The sequence below is a fragment of the Streptomyces sp. NPDC028419 genome, from assembly GCF_055565515.1.
The window spans coordinates 202,003-224,334 of sequence record NZ_JBVHUE010000004.1 but is presented as its reverse complement, the minus strand read 5'-3'; the positions used below and the strand labels follow the sequence as shown (position 1 = coordinate 224,334).

Below are 22,332 nucleotides of genomic sequence, written 5' to 3'. Positions count from 1 at the left end.
AAAAAAAAACTCTCCGGGGGGGTGGGGAGGGCCACCCCAAAAAAAAAAAAACAAAAGAAAACCCCACACGAACACCCCCGCCCCCCCCCCCTTCCCCACCACTCCCTCCGCCACCTACATCTATCCCGGGACCCCGGGGCCGGCCGCCCACACGACGCATGACACCGGTAAGAGACTGGAGGGACAGCCGTGACGCGCATGGAGGATCTCGTGGTGGTCGGCGCGGGCCCGTACGGGCTGTCGGTCGCCGCCCACGCGGCCGCGGCCGGGCTCGACGTACGGGTGCTCGGCCGCCCGATGGCCTCCTGGCGGGATCACATGCCCGACGGCATGTACCTCAAGTCGGAGCCCTGGTCCTCGAACCTGTCCGCCCCGGACGGGCGCTACACCCTGGCCGACTACTGCGCCACCCGCGGCACGACGGCGGAGCACGGCACTCCGCTGCCGATCGGGACGTTCAGCGAGTACGGGCTCTGGTTCGCCCGGCAGGCGGCGCCGCCCGTCGAGGAGGTGACGGTCACCGACGTCACCCCGCAGGGCAGCGGATTCCGGATCACCACGGCGCAGGGCGAGCCGCTGCTGGCCCGGACCGTCGCCCTCGCGGTGGGCGTCATGCCCTTCGTGAACCACCCGACCGCGCTGCGCGAGCTGCCGCCGACCCACTACTCGCACAGCAGCGACCACCGCGACCTGAGCCGGTTCGCCGGCCAGGAGGTCGCGGTCCTCGGCGCGGGCCAGGCCGCGCTGGAGACCGCGGCCCTCCTCGCCGAGGCCGGGGCCCGGCCCTGCCTGGTCGCCCGGCGCGCCCGGCTGAACTGGAACACCCTGCCGCAGCCGCTCCTGCGCCCGCTGCCGCGCGCCCTGCGCGACCCGCACAGCGGCCTCGGCACGGGCTGGCGCAGCTGGGCCTGGTCGGAGCTGCCCTGGGCGGTGCGCCGGCTGCCCGCCCGGGTCCGGGAGCGGATCGCGGCCACCGAGCTGGGCCCGGCCGGGGCCTGGTGGCTGCGGGACCGCTTCGAGCGGCAGGTGCCCGCCCTGATGGGGCACGCCCTGCACCGGGCAGTGCCGGTCGGGGCCCGCACCCGGCTGGGGCTGACCACCGCCGCAGGCGAGTCGGTGGTCCTGGACGTCGCCCACGTGATCGCCGCGACCGGCTTCCGCCCGGGCCTGGGGCGGCTGGGACTGCTGGACGCGGGGCTGCGCACGGCGGTGGACACGGTCGGGGAGGCGGGCACGCCGGCGCTCGGCCCCCACTTCGAGTCCTCGTGGCCGGGCCTCTTCTTCGCGGGGCTGCTCACGGCTCCCTCATTCGGCCCTTCCATGCGATTCGTGCACGGCGCGGGCTTCACGGCGGGGAGACTGGTGACAGGAGTCCACAAGCGCCTGCGCGCCCAGGGCCGGCCGCCGGGCTCCGGTGGCGGCGAAGGAGCCCTCCGGGGCCAGGGCGCCGGGCGCCAGAAGACCTATCCGGTGTGAGAAGGGGTCCGCGATGAGCCCGGAGAGAGCACAGGGTCGGGGCTGGGTGCGCATTCCCGCGAGCCGCGCGGAACAGTCCGCGGGGCCCCGTCGCGGCGGGCCCCCGCAGGCCCCGCACCCCGACCAGCCGACGATCTACCTCTCCCTCGTCAAACGCTGGCGGGAGGCCGGGCGCACCCTTCCGGGGCATCCTGACGAAGAGTGGGAGAGGCTGATCTCCCAGCCGTGCTGGCCCGGCCGATAGGTGGTGTGACGCGTGGCAGCGGCGGAGCACGACGCACCGGAACCGGGCGGGATCAGCGCCTCGGACCGGCTCGCGCTGAACGGCATGGGCAGCTTCGAGTGGGACCTGGGAGCCGGGACCCTGGAGCTGGACCCGGCCGGGATGGGCGTCTTCGACCTGGAGCCGGAGGAGTTCGACAACACTCCGGAGGGCCTGGGCGTCCGGATCCCGGCCGATGACAGTGCCCGGCTGGCGGACGCGGTCCTGGCGGCCCTGGACGGCGGCGGGGAGACGTACGGCTCGTACTTCACGGTGCAGCGGCGCGACGGCCGCGACCAGTGGACCCACACGCAGGGCCGGGTGCTGCGCGACCCGGACGGACGCCCCCGGCGGATCGTCGGGATCGTCCGGGACGCGACCGCCGAGCTGGCCCACGCCACGCTGCTGCGCCGGCTGGAGTCGGCGCGGGCCAAACAGGCCACGATCGTCCAGCGCACCACGGAGGCGCTGTCGCGGGCGGTCACGGTCGACGACGTCACCGCCACCCTGACCGGCGCGGGCGCGCTGGAGCGGCTCGGCGCGGACGGCCTGGCGCTCGGCCTCGTCGAGAACGGCGCCATGAAGATCATCGCGCTGAGCGGGGAGTCGCTGGAGATCCTCAGCGAGCGCAGGTTCACCCGGTTGGACGGATCGCTGCCCCTCTCGCAGACGGTCCTCACCCGCAAGGCGCGCTTCGTGACCGACCTGGACGATCTGGCGCCCGAGTTCCCGCTCTTCGCGCCCTACCTCGGCCGGATCCAGTTCAAGGCCGCCGCCTACCTCCCGCTGATCGCACAGGCCAAGGCGATCGGCGGGCTCGTGCTCTTCTACCGGCGGCGCGGTGACTTCAGCCCCGAGGAGCGGAACCTCTCCCTGGGCCTGGCGGGCATCGTCGCCCAGTCGCTCCAGCGCGCGCTCCTGTTCGACCAGGAGCGCGAGTTCGCCACCGGACTCCAGGCCGCCATGCTGCCCCGGCGGATCCCCGAGATCAGCGGCGGCGAGATCGCGGTCCGCTACCACTCCGCCTGGAGCGGTCGCGAGGTCGGCGGGGACTGGTACGACGTGATCGCGCTGCCCCGGGACCGGGTCGGCATCGTCGTCGGCGACGTCCAGGGCCACGACACGCACGCCGCGGCCATCATGGGCCAGCTGCGGATCGCCCTGCGGGCGTACGCGGGGGAGGGCCACCCGCCCTCCACGGTCCTCGCCCGGGCCTCGCGCTTCCTGGCCGAACTGGACACCGAACGCTTCGCCACCTGCACCTACGCCCAGGTCGACCTGGAGACCGGAGGCGTACGGGCGGTCCGCGCCGGCCACCTGGGCCCGCTGATCCGGCACACCGACGGGCGGACCGGCTGGCCCAACCTGCGCGGGGGCCTGCCGCTGGGCCTGGCCTCCGTCTTCGAGCAGGAGGACTTCCCCGAGACCCGCCTCGACCTGGTCCCCGGCGAGACCCTCGTGCTGTGCACCGACGGCCTGGTGGAGGAGCCCGGCGCGGCGATCACCACCGGGATGGACGCGCTCGCGCACGCGGTGCGCACCGGCCCCCAGGAGTCGGGGGCGCTCGCCGACCACCTGTTGGACCGGCTGTGGGAGCGCTGGGGCTCGGGCGACGACGTGGCCCTGCTGGTGCTGCGCCGGGCCCCGGACCCGGGGACGCACCGGGCGCCGCGGATCCACCAGTACGTCCACCAGGCGGACCCGGAGGGGCTCTCCGAGGCCCGTTACGCGCTGCGTCAGGCGCTGCGCGACTGGGGGGTGCCGGCCCTCGCCGACGACGTGGAGCTCGCGGCGGGGGAGCTGCTGGTCAACGCCCTGCTGCACACCGACGGGGGTGCGGTGCTGACGATGGAGGTGCTGCCGGAGCCGGTGCGGCGGATCCGGCTGTGGGTCAAGGACCGCTCCAGCGTCTGGCCGCGCCGGCGGACGCCGGGGGAGGCGGCGACCACGGGGCGCGGGCTGCTGCTCGTCGACGCGCTGGCCACGCACTGGGGCGTGGAGTCCCGGGGCGACGGCAAGGCCGTGTGGTGCGAGTTCGACGCCCCTGGTGACCCGGGGTGAACGCGGGGTCACGTCGAGTTGTGGCGGATCGCGGCCGGGGTGATGATCCGGTCATGGAAAGGATGCGGCCGTGGGGGCTCGTACTGCTGGCGACGCTGGTGCTCGCGGTGATCGCGGCGGGTGTGCCGAGGCTGCTGGACTGGACGGCGGGCCGCGCGCACGCGGCGCCGGCGTGCCGGTCGGTGGCCTTCATGTCGATGACCGGCGCGGCGCCGGACTGCCGGTAGCGGCGGCTACCGGGCGGATCGGCCCGCGGGTGCGGGGTCGGCGGGTGGTCAGTTGCGGTCGAGGGTGACGTGCCCGTGGTGCTCGGCCAGGGTGCTCTGGGAGATCGCGCGCGGCACCAGGTAGGCCCCGTGCAGGCGGGCGACGGTCAGCGTGGCCTCGGCCTCGGCGTCGCCGGTGTGGAACCCGGGGTCGACGCCGATCGCGCCGCTGACGGCCCACTCGTGGACCTCGCCGTCGCAGACCGCGTCGCCCGCGTTCATGCCGAGCCGGTTGCCGTCCTGGCGGACGGCGGTCTGGATCTGCACTCCCTCGGGTGACCCGGGTTCACAGCGGTAGGCCCCGGAAAGGGTGACGCGGCCGTCGTGGGAGACCCGTGCGTGGTCCTTCACGAAAATCGCATTGGCGCGCGAATCGGCGCTCGCGGGCACGGCGCAGGCGGCGGTGGCGGCCAGTGCGGACAGCGCCGCCACGGCGATTCGGGATACGGGCAGGACCATCGTTTCCTCCAGGTGGATGCGGGCGGGGGATTCCGCCGGAACGAATTGTGCAGGTCACCCGGCGGTATCCGGCTCCGTCGAATCGTGTCGGTGTGTGCAATTGCCCGCTCGGGCGCGTGAGACTGGCCGAAATACATCCCCGAAGGGATCCCGCATGCGCCAGTCAGCCCCTGTCCTCGCCCTCGCCCTCCTCCCGCTCCTGCTGTTCGGTTCCACCGCCTGCCAGAGCGCCCACGAGGGGGCCGCCCTCGCGCCCGCCGCCGCCCCGGCCGTCCCGGTCGACGACGGCGCCCCGGGCGGCGCCGACGAGGACGCCCCCGCGCCGGCGCCGGGGGCGGTGGCCGGGGCGGCCGTCAAGGACGGCCGGGTGGGGGACCCCGTACGGGTGCGCGGCCAGCAGGTGGGCCGCCACCTGCAGGTCGTCCTCACCGCCTACGTCGATCCCGCGATCAGCGTGGACGCGACCTTCGCCCCCGCCGCGGGCAAGCGCTGGGTGGGTGCCGGGATGTCCTTCGTCAACGTGGGCGGTGCGACGTACGGGGCGCTCGGGCGCATGTGGGCGTACGACAGCGCGGGGCAGCGCTATCCCGCGGTCAAGACGGGCGAGCTGACCACCGGAAAACCCCTCGTCTTCGAATCCCTCTCCGTTGGGGCGCGGGCCGAGGGATGGGTGGTGTTCGAAATTCCGGAAAACGCGCGGATCGTGCGCCTCCAGTACCAGGACGCGAACACGCAGGCGAATTCCGGAGAGGGATTCTGGACGGTCTGACCCAGCCGGGTGAAGGGCCGGGAAATGGCGGGGTGAAAGAGCACTAAGGTGCCGCCCATGACTTCGACTCACACCGAAATCGACCGGTCCCACCTCGGCACCCTTTCGGTGCTCGCGTGGATCGGCGATCCCGAGGACGGGCACGACATCCCCTACCTCATCGCCTACACCTTGGGCGACTGCCCGCACGGCCACGAGGCCGGCGAGGCGTCCGCCCGCGGGCTGCTGGACCACCTGGGGCTGCGGATCGGCGACGAGGTGCTGGACGGCACCGTCCACCCCCACAAGTTCCCGGTGAAGATCCTGGTCGAGGGCGACCAGGTCGCGCTCACCGTGGAGGGCGAGGACATCGGCCTCAACGCCCGCTGCACCGCGCCGCCGGAGTGGGTGGCCGCCGCCGCCGACAGCGAGCAGGTCTACTTCCTGTTCGCCACCCGCCCCTGGCCCCAGGCCAAGCCCGGGGTGCCCGTCGACGCCGACACCCTGAAGGAGTTCGTCGGCGACGAAGAGGTCCTGACCAGCAGCGCGCACGCCGTGCTGCGCGTGCAGCGGCTCAAGAAGTAACCACCGCTCGCGGGGCGCCGACCGCCGGCCGCCGGGCTCCCAGCCTGCCCGGTGGCCGGCCCGCGCCGCTCCGCTCCGCCGCTCAGGGTCAGACGTCGAACGCGAACCGCAGGGTCCGGACGCGGTTGTCGAAGTTCGACCCCACCAGCTCCGGCAGACCGACCGCCCGCAGCCCGACCGGCCGGGTCAGCAGCTCCCGGAACAGGGCCTTCATCTCCACCCGCGCCAGGTGCGCCCCCAGGCAGAAGTGCGGGCCGCCGCCCCCGAACCCCAGGTGCGGATTGGGCGAGCGGGTGATGTCGAAGGCGTCCGGATCCGGGAACACCGCCTCGTCCCGGTTGGCCGACGCGTAGTACAGCACCACCTTGTCGCCCGGCACGAACAGGTGCCCGCCCAGCCGGTGCTCCGCGACCACCGTCCGACGGAACTGGATGATCGGCGTGGAATGCCGCACCATCTCGTCCACCGCGCCGTCGGCGTGCGCCTCGAAGTCCCCGAGCAACAGCTCGCGCTGCTCCGGGTGTTCGGTGAGCAGCGCCAGCCCGTGCGTGATCGCATTGCGCGTGGTCTCCACCCCGGCCACCATCAGCAGCGAGAAGAACGCGCCCAACTGCCGCACGCCCAGGGCCTGGCCGTCCACGTTCGCGCAGACCAGCGCCGAGATCAGGTCGTCGGTCGGGTTCTCGCGCCGTTCCTCGGCGATCCCCGCCACCATCCGCTGCATCCGCGCCAGCGCCCGCAACCCCCGCCCCGGCATCCGCAGGCGCGCCGCCAGCCCGCGCTCCACGCCGATGTTCTCCGACGCGTGGTTGACCCGGTCCGCGATCTCCGCCCGGTACGCGGCGGGGATCCCCATCATGTTGCAGATGACGTCCAGCGGCAGCCGCGAGGACACCGCCGAGACGAACTCCTCGGGCCGCTCGGCCAGTACGTCGTCCACGATCCGCGCCGCCACCGCGTGGACGTCCGCCTCCGCGGCCGCCAACAGCCGTGGGGTGAAGGCGCGCTGCACGATCTTGCGCAGCTGGGCGTGGTCCGCGCCGTCCAGATTGACCATCGAATCCCCGAACAGCGCCCGCACCCAGCGGGCCGGCTCCGGGGTCGTCACCCCCGGAGCGCTCGCGAACACCTTCGGCAGCCGGCTCGCCTCCTGCACGTCGGCGTGCCGCACCAGCGCCCAGTGCGCGCGCTCCGGCCCCCGCCAGGACGCCGGGCGCTCGACGAACCGGCGCGGGCCGTCGAGCGCCCGCAGTCGGGCGAAGGCCGCCAGTCGCGCCTCGGGGGGAAGCTGCCAGAACGCCGGATCGGCGAGATCGATGTCGGCCGCGTGCCGCTGTGCCGGGACCGTCATGGCCCGCACCTTCTTCCCAATGGTCAGGGTGTCCAGGGCGCCCTGGACCCTTGCGGCCCCCCGCCGCTCCCCACGGCTCCCGCACTCACGCTTCTGAACGCGCCCGGTGCTGCAAGGTCACGCCCGCCGCGACCGCCAGCGCGGCCACCAACCCCGCCCACAGCACCGCGTGCCCGCCCGTCCACGCGCAGCCCAGCACCAACAGGGCCGTGACCGGCAGCAACAGCTGCTGCGCCGCGCCCCGCTTGAAGTGCCGGGAATGCAGGAGCCAGACCGCCGCGAGGAAGATCGCCGCGGGTACGCAGACCGCCAGGTTCGCCGCCGTCGTCGATACGTGCGCCTTGCCCGCCGCCTGCTCGACCGCCACCTCGATGCCCGCGCCGATCGCCGCAGCCGAACCGAGGATCACGAAGTGCCCGTACCCCCAGGGCAGCGCCGACCGGTTGCCCGTCACCCGCTCGTGGGCCGGCACCGCGAAGTAGATCCACCAGGCCGCGAACACCAGCAGCAGTCCGCCCGCCGCGATCGGCAGCAGGTCGCCCAGCTCGTCGTGCTCGTCCAGGGCCGACTGCACCGCGATCGTGCTCGCCGAGATCGTCTCGCCGAGCACGATCAGCGTGAACAGGCCGTACCGCTCCACGATGTGGTGCGCGTGCCACGGCGTCTGGTGCGCGCGCTCCGCGATCAACGGTACCGACAGCTCCGCCACCACCATCACCAGGAACAACCAGCGCCGCATTCCCTCCGGGGCCACCAGCAGCGCCACCCAGCCCGCCTGGCAGACGAGCAACCCCACCGCGTACGTCACCGCCGTGCGCCGGGCCGGCCCCCGCTCTCCGGCCGCCGCCCGCAACCACTGCGCGGTCAGCGCCACGCGCATCACCAGGTAGCCGACGACCGCGATCGTCCAGTCGTTCGCGTCGAACGCCCGCGGCACCCCCGCCGCGTAGACCAGCACGCCCGCGATCTGCACCAGCACCGCGATCCGGTACGGCACGTCGTCCGTGTCGTAGGCGGAGGCGAACCACGAGAAGTTGACCCACGCCCAAAAGACCCCGAAGAACACGAACAGGTAGCCGCTGATCCCGGCCGCCACGTGCCCCTCCGCCAGCGCGTGCACCAACCGCGCCCCCGCCTGCGCCACGGCGACGACGAAGCACAGGTCGAAGAACAGTTCCAGCGGGGTCGCGGCCCGGTGGCCCTCGTCGGGGCTCCGCGCGATCATCGGTACGTATGCCATACCGCCCAGCACACCAGTGCCGCGCCCCCTAGCAGGCGAGGCGCGCGGCCCGTAGCACCCGGGTGCCCCGGGCGGACTCGTAGCGGTCGACCACCGACCGGGCCAGCAGCGGATGATCGGCCAACGGCTCCGACACCGTCCACGCCCCGACCCCCGCCAACGCGTGCGTGAAGCGGCCCGGAGCCAACAGGTGCGCCGCGACCGCCACCCGCCCGAAGCCCGCACCGCGCAGCGAATCCAGCGCCTCGGCCACCGTCGGCCCCGCCGACGTCAGGTACGCCGGCACCACCGGCACGGGGACGGGCCCGCCGTCCGCCTCCAGCAGCGCCGCCAGCCGCGCCGCGCAGAGCAGGGTGCCGTCGTTCCCGCCCGGCCGCGAGGAACCCGCCCCCGCCACGATCACCGCGTCCGCCCGCGCGTACGGGCCGCGGCGCCGCTCCGCCTCGCGCAGGCGCCCGTACACGGCCTGCGCGACCCCGCGCTCCCCGCTCAGCCCGGGCGTGAGCACGCACCCCGTACCCTCCAGGACCGCCGGGACGTCGACCCGGCGGTGGTAGCCGTCGCCCAGCAGCAGCGGGACCACCACGGCCCCCGGACGCGCGCGCACCACCTCCGCGAGCGAGGGGCGCTGCACGTCGAGATGGCCCACGACCGCACGGATCCCGCTCAGCGCCTCCACCGTCGCGGTCAACCGCGAGATCGTCGCGGCCGCGGCCGGGACGGCGCTGCCGTGCACGGCGAGAACGAGCATGACGGCCACCTCCGGGCGCGAAGAACACGACGGCGCGCCGAACGGGGAGCCGGCGCCTACCCCCCTGCCCCCACGCTAGGCCCCGGACACCCCCGCCACACGCCGCCCAAAGACCTTCGCCGCGGGTCGCAGGTCCTGTGCGGAACAGGACCGGCTACCCCCCTGCCCGGGCCCTTTACGGCCGTCCGGGACCACCGCGCGGACCTACCGTCAAAAGGGTCGAAAGCGGTGGCGGCCGACGCGCGGCACGCGCGCGGCCCCGGGAACGGACGGAGTGGGACCATGGCGCAGACGCTGGTCGTCATCGGCCACGGCATGGTGGGACACCGCCTGCTGGAGGCCCTCGCCGAGCGCGACGCACTGGCCGGGCCCGAGCGCACCGGCGCCGGCGGCTGGCACGTCGTCGTCCTCGCCGAAGAAGCGCGCCCCGCCTACGACCGTGTCCACCTCTCCGCCGCCTTCACCGGATCCACCGGCGAGGAGCTGGCCCTCGCCGCCCCCGGCTTCCTCGAACGCCACGGCATCGACCTGCGCCTCGGCGATCCCGCCGCGCACGTCGACACCGCCGCCCGTACGGTCACCAGCGCATCCGGCGACATCATCGGCTACGACGCCCTCGTGCTCGCCACCGGGTCCTACCCCTTCGTGCCGCCGATCGACGGCGCCGACGCCGACGGCTGCTTCACCTACCGCACCCTCGACGACGTCGAGGCCCTCACCGCCTACGCCGCCGACCCCACCGTCACCACGGGCGTCGTCATCGGCGGCGGACTCCTCGGCCTCGAAGCGGCCGGCGCCCTGCGCACCCTCGGACTGACCACGCACGTCGTCGAGTTCGCGCCCCGCCTGATGCCCCTCCAGGTCGACGACGGCGGCGCCGCCGCGCTGCGCGCCACCATCGAGTCGATGGGCGTCGCCGTGCACACCGGAGTCGGCGCCGGCGGCGTACAGATCCACCCCGACGGTCGCGCCCAGGCGCTGCGGCTGACCAACGGCCAGGAGATCGGCGCGGACGTCGTCGTCTTCTCCGCCGGCGTGCGCCCCCGGGACCGCCTCGCCCGCGAGTGCGGACTCGCCGTCGGCGACCGCGGCGGCGTCGTCGTCGACGCCCACTGCCGCACCAGCGACCCCTACGTCTACGCCGTCGGCGAGTGCGCGCAGAGCGTCGACGGCAAGGTCTACGGGCTCGTCGCCCCCGGCTACCAGATGGCCGAGACCGTCGCCGAGGCGCTCGCCGGTGCCGGCGAACTCACCTTCACCGGAGCCGACACCTCCACCAAGCTCAAGCTGATGGGCGCCGACGTGGCCTCCTTCGGCGATCCCTTCGCCCCCGAGGGCCGCGACGGCGCCGTCTCCGTGGTCTTCTCCGACGCCCGCGAAGGCGTGTACAAGAAGCTCCTGCTCGGCCCCGACGGCGCACTGCTCGGCGGGATCCTGGTCGGCGACGCGGGCGCCTACGGCTCGCTCAAGCCGCACGCCGGGCGGGTGCTGCCCGGCCCCGCCGAGGCCTTCATCCTGCCCGCCACGGACGGCATGGCGCTGCCCGGGGCCGACGCCCTGCCCGACGACGCGGTGGTGTGCAGCTGCCACAACGTCACCAAGGGCCAGGTCCGCACCGCCGTGGCCGAGGAGTCGCTGACCGACCTCGGCGGCATCAAGAAGTGCACCAAGGCGGGCACCGGTTGCGGCGGCTGCCTCGGCACCCTGCAGGCCGTCCTCGACGCCGAGATGGCCGCGGCCGGCATCGAGAAGGCCCGCGGACTGTGCGAGCACTTCACGCTCACCCGCGCCGAGATCTACGAGAAGGTCGCCACCGAGCACATCCGCAGCTTCAGCGAGCTGCTGGAGACCCACGGCGCCGGCGGCGAAGGCTGCGCGGTCTGCAAGCCAGTCGTCGCCAACGTGCTCGGCACCCTCGCCCCCGACCTCGGCCTCGGGCACATCCTGGAGGGCGAGCAGGCCGCGCTCCAGGACTCCAACGACCTCTTCCTCGCCAACCTGCAGAAGGACGGCACCTATTCGGTCGTCCCGCGGGTCGCCGGCGGCGAGATCACCGCCGACCAGGTCATCGCCATCGGCGAGGTCGCCCGGGACTACGGTCTCTACACGAAGATCACCGGGGCCCAGCGGATCGGCCTCTTCGGCGCCCGCGCCGAACAGCTGCCCGACATCTGGCGCCGCCTCGGCGGAGCCGGCTTCGAATCGGGCCAGGCCTACGGAAAGTCCCTGCGCGCGGTCAAGTCCTGTGTCGGCGCCCGCTTCTGCCGCTTCGGGCAGGGCGACTCCATCCAGCTCGCCATCGACCTGGAGCTGCGCTACCGGGGACTGCGCACACCGCACAAGTTCAAGGGCGGGGTCTCGGGCTGCGTGCGCGAGTGCGCCGAGGCCCGCGGCAAGGACATCGGGATCATCGCCACCAGCAAGGGCTGGAACCTGTACGTCGGCGGCAACGGCGGCGCCGTCCCGCGCCACGCCGACCTGCTGGCCGCGGACCTGGCGACCGGCGAACTCTTCGCCCTGATCGACCGCTTCCTCATGTACTACGTCCGCACCGGCGAACGCCTGGAGCGCACCGCTGCGTGGGTCGAGCGGCTCGGCGGCAGCGGCGCGGGCCTGGACCACCTCAAGGCAGTGCTGATCGAGGACGAGCTCGGGATCTGCGCGGAGCTGGAGGCGCAGATGGAACGGCACGTGTCCGCCTACCAGGACGAGTGGCAGGCGGTCCTGGAGGACCCGGCGGCGCTGGAACGCTTCGGGGCGCCGGCGCGCGGCGCCGTCACCACCGACGGCGTGGACGCGGTGTCCGGCGGCGTGGACTTCGGCGCGGTCGGGGCCCTGGAGCCGGGGCGCGGGCGCGCGGTGGTGCTGCCCGACGGCAGCCGGGCGGCCGTCTTCAAGGACCGCGCGGGCACGGTGTACGCGGTCGGCGACCGGGACCCCTTCTCCGGGGCCGACGTGATCGCCAACGGCATCATGGGCACCCGGGACGGCGTCCCGGTGGTGACCTCGCCGATGCACAAGCAGGTCTTCGACCTGCGCACCGGTATCTGCCTGGACGACCCGGACGTCGCCCTGCCGGTCCTGCCGGTCCTGGCGGTCCAGGCGGAGGGGCGGGCATAGACGCCGGCCGCGGGCGGCCGTACGGCAGGTCGCGGGCGCGACCAACGCACTGTGGGCGGCGGGACCTTGTCCTGTCGCCCACGCGACGTTCTCCCCTGACGCGCGGCGGGTCGGCGAGCGGATCCTGGATAGGTCAGGACCCTCAGGACCATTCACAACGTTCAGGACACTGCCATGAGTTCCGCCACCCAGGATGCGCCCCCGGCAACGACCGGCCCGGCCCTCGCGCCCGACCCGGCGCAGTACCGGCCCGGCCGCACCATCACCGAATGGACTCCGGAGGATCCGTCCTTCTGGCAGTCCACGGGCAAGAAGGTCGCCACGCGCAACCTGTGGATCGCGGTCCCGGCGCTCCTGGTCGCCTTCGTCGTCTGGCAGGTCTGGAGCATCACGGCCACCAACCTCAAGGACGTCGGCTTCGGCTTCAGCCAGTCGCAGCTCTTCTGGCTGACGGCCGTCCCCGGCATCACGGGCGGCACCGCCCGCATCTTCTACACCTTCCTCGGCCCGATGATCGGCCAGCGCCGCTTCACCGCGCTCTCCACGATCGTCCTGATCGTGCCGCTGATCTGGCTGGGCTTCGCGGTCCAGGACGCCTCGACCTCGTACACCACGATGGTCGCGATCGCCGCGCTCTGCGGCATCGGCGGCGCCAACTTCTCCTCCTCGCTGGCCAACATCGGCTTCTTCTACCCGAAGCAGGAGAAGGGCAACGCGACCGGCATCAACGGCGGCCTGGGCAACCTGGGCGTGTCCGTGGTGCAGCTGCTCACCCCGATCCTGATCACCACCTCGGTGCTGGCGATCGGCGCGGGCCAGAAGAAGGCGAACGGATCGGAGATCTACCTCCAGAACGCGGCCTTCGTCTGGGTGCCGGTGCTGGTGGTCCTCGCGGCGGTGGCCTGGTTCGGCCAGAACGACCTGAAGGTCGCCTCCACCCCCTTCAGCAAGCAGAAGGTCATCTTCAAGCGCAAGCACAACTGGGTGATGACCTGGCTGTACGTCGGAACCTTCGGCTCCTTCATCGGCTTCGCGGCGGCCCTGCCGCTGCTGATCAAGACCACCTTCCCGGCGTACTCGGTCGCCACCTACGCCTGGATGGGCCCCGCCCTGGGCGCCCTCGCCCGCTGGGCCGGCGGCTGGATCGCCGACAAGCTGGGCGGCGCGCGGGTCACGATCCTGTCCTTCGTGGGCATGGGTGCCTCGATCATCGGTGTGATCACCTTCCTCCCGGCGGGCTCCGACACCGGCTCCTTCTACGGCTTCTTCCTCTGCTTCCTGTCGGCCTTCTTCTTCTCGGGCATCGGCAACGGCTCGACCTTCCGCCAGATCCCGGTCATCTTCCGCGGCCAGCACCTGAAGGGTCTGACCAAGGGCACCCCGCAGTACGCGGCCGCGCTCAAGCAGGCGGAGATCGAGTCCGGCGCGGTCACCGGCTTCACCGCCGCGATCGCCGCCTACGGCTTCTTCTTCATCCCGGCGATGTTCGCGAACTTCGCGGTGACCAGCGCGATGTGGGGCTTCGTGGCCTTCTACGCGAGCTGCGTGGTCGTGGCCTGGTACTTCTACGCCCGCAAGGGCGCCGAGGCCCCCAGCTAGGCCGCCGCCAGCCAGGCCCCCCGGCTTGACGCCGGCAGGGTTGAAAGACGCAGCCCTGCCCCGGAGCCCCTCGATCGGAAGGTCACGTCCGTGCTCGGCATGTTCGCGCAGCTCGCCGTCATGGTGGCGGCCATCGCCCTCGGGTCCCGCAAGGGCGGTGTGGCCATGGGCCTCTGGGGCGCCGTCGGAGTCTTCGTGCTCGCGACCTTCTTCGGGGTCACGCCCGCCGACACCTCGGGCATCGTCGACGTCATGCTGATCATCCTCGCGGTGATCATGGCCGCCGCGGCGATGGAGGCGGCCGGTGGCATCGACTACCTCGTCGGGCTCGCGGAGAAGGCGATCCGGCGCAAGCCCAGCCGGGTGGTCTTCGTGGCCCCCCTCGTCTCATGGGCCTTCACACTGGGCGCCGGCACGGCCCACGTCTTCTACCCCCTCCTCCCCGTGATCCACGACGTCGCCCGCGAGGGCGGTGTCCGCCCGGAGCGGCCCATCGCCGTCTCCTCCATCGCCGCCACCTTCGGTATCACCGCGTCCCCCGTGTCCGCCGCCATGGCCGCCATGATCGTGATGTTCGACGGCGACGGCTGGAACCTGCCGCGGATCATGGCCGTAGCCGTGCCGGCCACCCTGCTCGGCGTCATCGTCGCGGCCACCGTGCAGTCGCGGATCGGCAAGGAGCTGGGGGAGGACCCCGAGTACCTGCGCCGACTGGCCGCCGGGGAGATCGAGCCTCCCGCCGCGGCCGCCGCCGCGCCGGTCCTGCGCCCCCGGGCGCGCTGGTCGGCGTACCTCTTCATGGGCGGGGCCGTCGCGGTCGTCATCAGCGGTCTCTTCCCGGGGTTGCGCCCGGAGACGGCCAAGGGGCCGCTGTCGATGCCCGCCACCATCGAGATCCTGATGATGGCCGTGGCCGCGCTGATCCTGCTGCTGTGCCGGGTCGACGCACTGCGGATACCCGGCACGGAGGTGGCGCGGTCCGGGCTGGTCGCCGTCATCGGCGTCTTCGGCCTGTCCTGGCTGGGGCTGTCCTTCATCGGCGCCAACGAGGCCCGGATCACCGGTGCGCTCGGCGGGGTCGCGCGGGACCACCCCTGGTTCTTCGCCATCATGCTGCTGCTCCTCTCCGCGTTGCTCTTCAGTCAGGCCACGACCACCAAGGCGCTGATGCCGCTGGGAATCGCCCTCGGTATCCCGGCCCCCCTCCTCATCGCGATGTGGCCGGCCGTGAACGGCTATTTCCTCCTCCCCACCTACGGCACCTTCATCGCGGCGATCAATTTCGACCGGACCGGCACCACCCGGGTCGGCCGCTTCGTGGTGAACCACTCCTTCATGCTGCCGGGGCTGATCACGACGTGCGTCGCGGTATCCACAGGCTTCGCTCTGGTTCAGATTGTCTGACCGGTTCGAAATTCTTGTGAAAACTTTCACAAGCACACGAGGGACTTCCGGCCTGCTCAAAGTGCCAGGTCAGCGGGGATGGGTGACCCTTGAGGTTGGGGATGAAGGGACTTTCGGGCTCCAGCTCAGGACCAACGCCGCGCCAAATGATCGATCAAAAGGCGTGGAATGGAGGTAAGCAATGAGGCGACTCGGAAGGTGCGGGCGATGACTGCCACCCCTGCGGAAACCACGAAGAACGGCGAAGCCTGGAACGGCTTCAAGGGCGGTCTGTGGCGCGACGCCATCGACGTCCGCGACTTCATCCAGCAGAACTACACGCCGTACGAGGGTGACGACTCCTTCCTCGCCGGCCCCACCGAGCGCACCACCGCCGTGTGGAAGGCGATCACGGACAAGTTCCCCGAGGAGCGCGAGAAGGGCGTCTACGACGTCGCCCACGACATCCCCTCGACGATCACCGCCCACGCCCCGGGCTACATCGACCGCGACAAGGACCTGATCGTCGGCCTCCAGACGGACGCCCCGCTCAAGCGCGCGATCATGCCGAACGGCGGCTGGCGCATGGTCGCCGGCGCCCTGGAGACCTACGGCTACCCGGTCTCCGCGGAGCTGGAGAAGGTCTTCACGGAGTACCGCAAGACCCACAACGCCGGTGTCTTCGACGCCTACACCCCCGACATCCGCGCCGCCCGCAAGGCCGGCATCGTCACCGGTCTGCCCGACGCCTACGGCCGCGGCCGCATCATCGGCGACTACCGCCGCGTGGCCCTCTACGGCGTCGACCGCCTCATCGCGGTGAAGAAGGAGGAGAAGGAGGAGCTGAACGCCCTCCCCGCGGGCAACCGCTCGCTGGAAGAGACGATCCGGCTCCGCGAGGAACTCTCCGAGCAGATCCGCTCGCTCGCCGAACTGAAGGCGATGGCGGCCTCCTACGGCTGCGACATCTCCGGCCCGGCGACCAACGGCCGCGAGGCCATCCAGTGGCTGTACTTCGCCTACCTCGCCGCCGTGAAGGAGCAGAACGGCGCGGCGATGTCGCTCGGCCGCACCTCCACCTTCATCGACGTCTTCCTCCAGCGCGACATCGAGGCCGGCCTCCTGACGGAGGAGCAGGCCCAGGAGCTGGTCGACGACTTCATCATCAAGCTCCGCATCGTGCGCTTCCTGCGCACCCCCGAGTACGACGAGCTCTTCAGCGGCGACCCCACCTGGGTCACCGAGTCGATCGCGGGCATGGGCGAGGACGGCCGTCCGCTCGTCACGCGGACCTCCTTCCGCTACCTCCAGACCCTCTACAACCTCGGTCCGGCGCCCGAGCCGAACATGACGGTCTTCTGGTCGCCGCGGCTGCCGCAGGGCTTCAAGGAGTACTGCGCCCGCGTCTCGATCGACACCTCGTCGGTCCAGTACGAGTCGGACGAGCTGATGCGCCCGCGCTTCGGCGACGACACCGCCATCGCGTGCTGCGTCTCGGCGATGCCCGTCGGCAAGCAGATGCAGTTCTTCGGCGCCCGCGTGAACCTCGCCAAGACCCTGCTCTACGCGATCAACGGCGGCCGGGACGAGAAGTCCGGCGCCCAGGTCGGCCCCTCGACCGGCGCGCTCGACACCGAGGTGCTCGACTACGACGAGGTCATGGCCAAGTTCGACGAGCAGATGGAATGGCTCGCCTCGACCTACGTCCACGCCCTGAACGTCATCCACTACATGCACGACCGGTACGCCTACGAGCGCATCGAGATGGCGCTGCACGACCGTGACGTGCGCCGCACGATGGCCTGCGGCATCGCGGGCCTCTCGGTCGCCGCCGACTCGCTGGCCGCGATCAAGTACGCCAAGGTCACCCCGGTGCGCGACGAGACGGGCCTGGCCACCGACTACACCATCGAGGGCGACTACCCGGCCTTCGGCAACAACGACGACCGGGTCGACGACATCGCGGTGTGGCTGGTCGAGGAGTTCATGAAGAAGGTGCGCAAGCACCCGACCTACCGCGACGCCGAGCACACCCAGTCCGTGCTGACCATCACCTCGAACGTCGTCTACGGCAAGAAGACCGGCAACACGCCGGACGGACGCCGGGCGGGCGAGCCGTTCTCCCCGGGCGCCAACCCGATGAACGGCCGCGACACCCACGGCTACGTCACCTCCGCGCTGTCGGTCGCGAAGCTGCCGTACGAGGACGCCGAGGACGGCATCTCGCTGACCAACACGGTCACCCCCGACGGCCTGGGCCGCACCCCCGAGGAGCGGATCAAGAACCTGGCGGGCGTGCTCGACGGCTACATGGCCAGCGACGGCTTCCACATGAACGTGAATGTCCTCAACCGCGACACGCTCATGGACGCCATGGAGCACCCGGAGAACTACCCGCAGCTGACCATCCGGGTCAGCGGGTACGCGGTGAACTTCGTCCGGCTGACCCGCGCCCAGCAGATGGACGTGCTGAACCGCACCTTCCACGGCTCGCTCTAGAGCCCGCCCCGCCCGGCCGGGTCCCCACGGGATCCGGCCGGGCGCCCCCAGACCGCGCGGCCCGGGGCCGGGCTCCCCCGCACCGGCCCCGGGACCGCGCGAATCCAACCGTCGACCGCCGCACACCGGGGTCGACCGCCCCACACCAGATCAGCCCCTCGAATCTGGAGCACCTGCCATGACCGTCCTGCTCGGTACGAACATCCCCGTCGGCGCCGCCAACGCCGTCCCCTTCGCAGCCGCCCCCGTCAGCGCGGGGCAGACCCCCGCCGCCGCCGCGACCCAGCGGCCGAGCGAGGGCTCCGTGCACTCCTGGGACCTGTCGACGGGCGTGGACGGTCCCGGTACCCGCTTCGTCACCTTCCTCGCGGGGTGCCCGCTGGCCTGCCTCTACTGCCACAACCCCGACACCATGCGGATGCGCAGCGGCAAGCGGACCTCGGCCGACGACGTGATCGCCGAGGCGCGCAAGTACACCCGCTTCATCACCGCCTCCGGCGGAGGCGCCACCATCTCCGGCGGCGAGCCGCTGCTCCAGCCCGTCTTCGCGGGCGAGCTGCTGCACCGGATGAAGCACGACCTCGGGCTGCACACGGCCCTGGACACCTCCGGTTTCCTGGGGGCGCGCGCCACCGACGCGCTGCTGCGCGACGTGGACCTGGTCCTGCTGGACATCAAGTCCTGGGACCGGGAGACCTACAAGAAGGTGACCGGCCGCCCGCTGGAGCCCACCCTCGACTTCGCCCGGCGCCTGGCCGACCTCGGCAACGAGGTGCACCTGCGGTTCGTGCTGGTGCCGGGGCTGACCGACGCCCAGGAGAACATCGAGGGCGTCGCGGCCTTCGCCGCGGGCCTCGGCAACGTCTCGCGGGTCGACGTACTGCCCTTCCACAAGCTGGGAGAGAGCAAGTGGGAGGCGCTGGACATGGAGTTCTCCCTGCACGACACGCCTTCGCCCACCGCCGAGCAGGTCGCGCGGGCCAAGGCGGTCTTCGCGGCGCGGCGTCTGCTGGCCGTCTGATGGCCCGTCCCTCGTGAACGCCCATCCCTCCAATGGCCCAACGCGAGTGGGTTCATAGCGGGCCGAATATGGACATACGGCCTAGCGTGGTCCTGTGCCCGAGCCATCAGAAGTACTCGCCGAAGCGCCACCCCCCGACGAGGCGCCCCCGCCGCAGGCGCGGCCGGAGCCGCGGCCCGCGGTGGGGCGGTCCGTCACCGCCCGGGCCACGCTGGCGGGGGCGGCTGTCTCCCTGCTGCTGATCGTGGCGATCGTGCTCGGCAGCCGGCTGCTCAAGGACTTCGACTCCGCGCTGCTGCCCTACGCCGTCGCCACCGTCTTCCTGGCCTTCGGCGTCGCCTACCGCTACACCGTGTGGGTGTCCGCGCCCGGCGCGCGCCGCCTCTTCAAGAAGGGGTTCGGCAGCCTCTTCTCGGTCGCCAACTTCCGCAGGGCCCCCACCGCCCTGCCGAAGATGATCGCGACCTACCTGGGCTTCCAGAAGTTCCTCGGCGCCCGCTCGCACGCCCGCTGGGCCGCCCACCAGATGATCTTCTGGGGCTGCATCCTCGCCGCGGCGATCACCTTCCCGTTGACCTGGGGCTGGTTCACCTTCACCTCCGGCAACGCCACGGGCCCCGGCTACGAGATGCGGATCTGGGGCTTCAAGGTCCTCGGCTACGACGCGCTGAGCGTGGTGGGCTGGCTGATGTTCCACGGCCTGGACATCGCCGCCGTCCTCGTCATCCCCGGGGCCTCCTACTTCCTGTGGCGCCGGATGAAGGACCGCGGAGCCATCACCGGGCAGCGCTTCGCCTACGACCTGCTCCCGCTGATCATGCTGATCGTCATCTCCGTGACCGGGCTGCTGCTCACCTTCTCCTCGATCTTCCTGCACGGCGGCGGCTACGAGTTCCTGGCGATCCTGCACATGGTCTCGGTGGTCTTCACCCTCATCTACATCCCCTTCGGGAAGTTCTTCCACATCGTGCAGCGGCCCGCCGCCGTCGGGATGCAGCTCTTCAAGTACACCGCCCGCCAGGACGAGCAGATCTTCGCCTGCAAGCGGTGCGGGGAGCCCGTCGACACCGCCCCGTACGTCGAGAACCTGCGCGGCACGATGAAGGACCTGAACCTGAACTTCGACGCCTGGGCCGAATACTGCCCCCGCTGCAAGCGGATGCTGCGCGGCGGCGCGTACCTCAACCACGTGAAGAAGGGCTTCAAGTGAGCACGCGGCACATCCCGCTCGACCCTTCCCTCGCCCCGCCCGGCACCCGCAACTTCCGCGACGCGGGCGGCATCCCGGCCGACCAGTGGCACGCGGACCAGAACGGCGAGACCCTCGTCCCCACCCACTGCTGCTTCTGCGGCGTGCAGTGCGGGATGTACCTGCGCGTCGACAAGGGCGGCAAGGTCTTCGGCGTCGAACCGCGCAACCACGACATCAACCGGATGCGCCTGTGCCCCAAGGGCATCAACGCCTACCAGCAGGTCAACCACCCCGACCGGCTGACCGCGCCGCTGCTGCGCCGCTCCCGCGACGAACCCTTCGAGGAGGTGTCCTGGGACGAGGCGCTGGACCACACCGTCGCCGAGATCCGGCGCATCCAGGGCGCGCACGGCAACGACGCCTTCGGGCTGCTCGGCGGCGCCAGCCTGTACTCGGAGAAGACCTACCTGGTCGGCAAGTTCGCCCGGGTCGCCCTCAAGACCCGGCACGTCGACTACAACGGGCGCCTCTGCATGGTCAGCGCGGCCGGCGCGAACAAGCTCGCCTTCGGCATCGACCGGGCGGGCAACCCCTTCTCCGACATCCTGCTCACCGACTGCCTGCTGATCGCCGGGTCGAACGTGGGGGAGTGCTTCCCCGTGATGACCCAGTACGTGTGGGGCGCCCGGGACCGTGGGGCCTCGCTCATCGTGGTCGACCCGCGCGAGACGGCGATCGCGCGCACCGCCGACGTCCACGTCGCCCTCAAGCCCGGCACCGACTCGGCCTTCTTCAACGCCGTCCTGGGCGTGGTGGTCGCGGAGGGCCTGACCGACGAGGCCTTCCTCGCCGAGCACACCACCGGCTGGGCGGAGGTCAAGGCCACCGCCGCGCAGTACCCGCCCGAGCGCGCCGCCGAGATCTGCGGGATCCCCGCCTCCCAGGTCGTCCAGGTGGCCCGGATGTTCGCCGGCGCCGGCAACGCGATGGCCATGCACGCGCGCGGCGTCGAGCACCACTCGCAGGGCGTCGAGAACTGCCTGTCGATCATCAACCTCTGCACGGCCACCGGAAATCTCGGCAAGCCGGGCGCCGGCTACGGCACGATCACCGGCCAGGGCAACGGCCAGGGCGGCCGCGAGCACGGCCAGAAGTCCGACCTGCTGCCCGGCGGCCGCTCCATCATGAACGAGGAGCACCGCCGCCAGATCTGCGCGATCTGGGGCATCGAGGAATCGGAACTCCCGCGCGCCGGCACCTCCATGATGGAGATGGTCTGGCAGATGCAGCGGCGCGAGATCCGCGGTCTGATCGGCATCTGCAACAACCCCTTCGTCTCGCTCCCGAACTACGCGACGGTCAAGGAGGGCTACGACACCCTCGAATTCCACGCCCAGTTCGACTTCTTCCTCTCCGAGACCGCCGAGAACGCGCACGTCGTCTTCCCGGTCACCGTCTGGGCCGAGGACGAGGGCGTCATGGCCAACACCGAAGCCCGCGTCGTCAAGCACAACAAGGCCCAGGAGCCGCCCGCCGGGGTCCGCACGGACACCTGGGTGATGTGCGAACTGGCCCGCCGCCTCGGCGTCGGCGACAAGTTCGACTTCCCCGGCTCCCGCGAGGTGTTCGAAGAGCTGCGGATCGCCTCCGCCGGCACGGTCAACGACTACTACGGGATCACCTACGAGCGGCTGGAGGAGACCGGCGGCATCGCCTGGCCCTGCCCCACCACCGACCACCCGGGCACGCCCCGGCTGTTCGAGGGCGGCAAGACCTTCCACGCGGACGGGAAGGTGCACATGCAGGTCGTCGAATGGCATCCGCCGATGGACGCCTACACCGAGGAGTACCCGCTCTCCCTCACCACCGGCCGCACCGTCGCGCACTTCCTCTCCGGCAACCAGACCCGCAGGCTGGGAGCCCTGGTCGAGCAGACCCCGCGCCCGTGGGTGGAGGTCCACCCCTCGCACGGCTTCCGCAACGGCGATCCGGTACGGGTGGTCACCCGCCGGGGCAGCGAGGTCTTCCCGGCCCTGGTCACCGAGGCGATCCGGCCGGACACCGTCTTCATCCCCTACCACTGGCCCGTCCCGACGGCGGCGAACGCCCTGACCATCGACGCCCTGGACCCCCGCTCCAAGATCCCCGAGTACAAGGTCTGCGCCGCCCGGATCGAGTCGGCCGAGCGGGTCGACGAGGTCCCCGCCCCGCCCACGGCCCCGGGTCGCGAGTCCTACCCGGAGACCCAGGTGTCCCGCACCGACCCCCTGCCCCCCACGTCCCCCCAGGGCCGCGGCACGGCGGAGAGGAGCTGATCGC

The 22,332-nt window shown here is 71.9% G+C and carries 16 protein-coding genes; 12 read left to right on the top strand and 4 right to left on the bottom strand.

The features are described 5' to 3' along the window. Nucleotides 1–198: 198 nt before the first annotated feature. The 3 genes from ACZ4UB_RS07160 to ACZ4UB_RS07150 all read left to right on the top strand — a co-directional run bounded on the left by ACZ4UB_RS07160 (nucleotide 199) and on the right by ACZ4UB_RS07150 (nucleotide 4,026). On the top strand, nucleotides 199–1,476 hold the full coding sequence (locus ACZ4UB_RS07160; RefSeq protein WP_468068936.1) for an NAD(P)-binding domain-containing protein: 1,278 nt from the start codon (nucleotides 199–201) through the stop codon (nucleotides 1,474–1,476). A gap of 256 nt (nucleotides 1,477–1,732) precedes the next feature. Next, the gene (locus ACZ4UB_RS07155; protein ID WP_468068799.1) at nucleotides 1,733–3,799 is read left to right on the top strand and encodes a SpoIIE family protein phosphatase; all 2,067 of its coding nucleotides are present in this window, start codon (nucleotides 1,733–1,735) and stop codon (nucleotides 3,797–3,799) included. A gap of 53 nt (nucleotides 3,800–3,852) precedes the next feature. Further along, nucleotides 3,853–4,026, top strand: coding sequence for a hypothetical protein (locus ACZ4UB_RS07150; protein ID WP_354380465.1), 174 nt, complete (start codon nucleotides 3,853–3,855; stop codon nucleotides 4,024–4,026). Nucleotides 4,027–4,074: 48 nt separating this feature from the next. On the opposite strand, the gene ACZ4UB_RS07145 is transcribed toward ACZ4UB_RS07150, so the two are convergent. Further along, nucleotides 4,075–4,524: a DUF6299 family protein gene (locus ACZ4UB_RS07145; RefSeq protein WP_468068797.1), complete on the bottom strand. Its 450-nt coding sequence runs from the start codon at nucleotides 4,522–4,524 to the stop codon at nucleotides 4,075–4,077. A 154-nt stretch (nucleotides 4,525–4,678) separates the two neighbouring features. On the opposite strand from ACZ4UB_RS07145, the gene ACZ4UB_RS07140 reads away from it, so the two are divergent. Together ACZ4UB_RS07140 and ACZ4UB_RS07135 are read left to right on the top strand one after the other, a co-directional pair. Beyond that, nucleotides 4,679–5,293: a DUF4352 domain-containing protein gene (locus ACZ4UB_RS07140; protein WP_468068794.1), complete on the top strand. Its 615-nt coding sequence runs from the start codon at nucleotides 4,679–4,681 to the stop codon at nucleotides 5,291–5,293. A gap of 57 nt (nucleotides 5,294–5,350) precedes the next feature. Further along, complete coding sequence (locus ACZ4UB_RS07135; protein WP_354380468.1) at nucleotides 5,351–5,857, top strand: DUF5949 family protein; 507 nt, start codon at nucleotides 5,351–5,353, stop codon at nucleotides 5,855–5,857. Nucleotides 5,858–5,945: 88 nt separating this feature from the next. Here ACZ4UB_RS07135 and ACZ4UB_RS07130 read toward each other — a convergent pair whose 3' ends face one another. From ACZ4UB_RS07130 to ACZ4UB_RS07120, 3 genes are all read right to left on the bottom strand, one after another. Further along, nucleotides 5,946–7,208: a cytochrome P450 gene (locus ACZ4UB_RS07130; protein ID WP_468068792.1), complete on the bottom strand. Its 1,263-nt coding sequence runs from the start codon at nucleotides 7,206–7,208 to the stop codon at nucleotides 5,946–5,948. An 85-nt stretch (nucleotides 7,209–7,293) separates the two neighbouring features. After that, nucleotides 7,294–8,448, bottom strand: coding sequence for a low temperature requirement protein A (locus ACZ4UB_RS07125; protein WP_468068790.1), 1,155 nt, complete (start codon nucleotides 8,446–8,448; stop codon nucleotides 7,294–7,296). Between the two features lie 28 nt (nucleotides 8,449–8,476). Continuing rightward, nucleotides 8,477–9,199, bottom strand: a complete 723-nt coding sequence (locus ACZ4UB_RS07120; RefSeq protein ID WP_468068788.1) for a sirohydrochlorin chelatase — start codon at nucleotides 9,197–9,199, stop codon at nucleotides 8,477–8,479. A gap of 282 nt (nucleotides 9,200–9,481) precedes the next feature. Between ACZ4UB_RS07120 and nirB the strand changes: the two genes are divergently transcribed. The 7 genes from nirB (at nucleotide 9,482) to ACZ4UB_RS07085 (ending at nucleotide 22,328) form a co-directional block, all read left to right on the top strand. After that, the gene (nirB, locus tag ACZ4UB_RS07115) at nucleotides 9,482–12,319 is read left to right on the top strand and encodes a nitrite reductase large subunit NirB (RefSeq protein WP_468068787.1); all 2,838 of its coding nucleotides are present in this window, start codon (nucleotides 9,482–9,484) and stop codon (nucleotides 12,317–12,319) included. 174 nt (nucleotides 12,320–12,493) lie between these two features. Continuing rightward, nucleotides 12,494–13,918, top strand: a complete 1,425-nt coding sequence (locus ACZ4UB_RS07110) for a NarK family nitrate/nitrite MFS transporter (protein ID WP_468068785.1) — start codon at nucleotides 12,494–12,496, stop codon at nucleotides 13,916–13,918. 99 nt (nucleotides 13,919–14,017) lie between these two features. Continuing rightward, nucleotides 14,018–15,322: an anaerobic C4-dicarboxylate transporter family protein gene (locus ACZ4UB_RS07105; protein WP_468068934.1), complete on the top strand. Its 1,305-nt coding sequence runs from the start codon at nucleotides 14,018–14,020 to the stop codon at nucleotides 15,320–15,322. 207 nt (nucleotides 15,323–15,529) lie between these two features. Continuing rightward, nucleotides 15,530–17,800: a formate C-acetyltransferase gene (gene pflB / locus ACZ4UB_RS07100; protein ID WP_468068784.1), complete on the top strand. Its 2,271-nt coding sequence runs from the start codon at nucleotides 15,530–15,532 to the stop codon at nucleotides 17,798–17,800. Nucleotides 17,801–17,978: 178 nt separating this feature from the next. Beyond that, on the top strand, nucleotides 17,979–18,821 hold the full coding sequence (gene pflA, locus ACZ4UB_RS07095; RefSeq protein ID WP_468068783.1) for a pyruvate formate-lyase-activating protein: 843 nt from the start codon (nucleotides 17,979–17,981) through the stop codon (nucleotides 18,819–18,821). A 94-nt stretch (nucleotides 18,822–18,915) separates the two neighbouring features. Next, complete coding sequence (locus tag ACZ4UB_RS07090; protein WP_468068782.1) at nucleotides 18,916–20,031, top strand: MFS transporter; 1,116 nt, start codon at nucleotides 18,916–18,918, stop codon at nucleotides 20,029–20,031. Beyond that, nucleotides 20,028–22,328, top strand: coding sequence for a molybdopterin oxidoreductase family protein (locus tag ACZ4UB_RS07085; protein WP_468068781.1), 2,301 nt, complete (start codon nucleotides 20,028–20,030; stop codon nucleotides 22,326–22,328). The genes ACZ4UB_RS07090 and ACZ4UB_RS07085 overlap by 4 nt, the downstream gene beginning before the upstream one ends. Nucleotides 22,329–22,332: the final 4 nt, after the last annotated feature.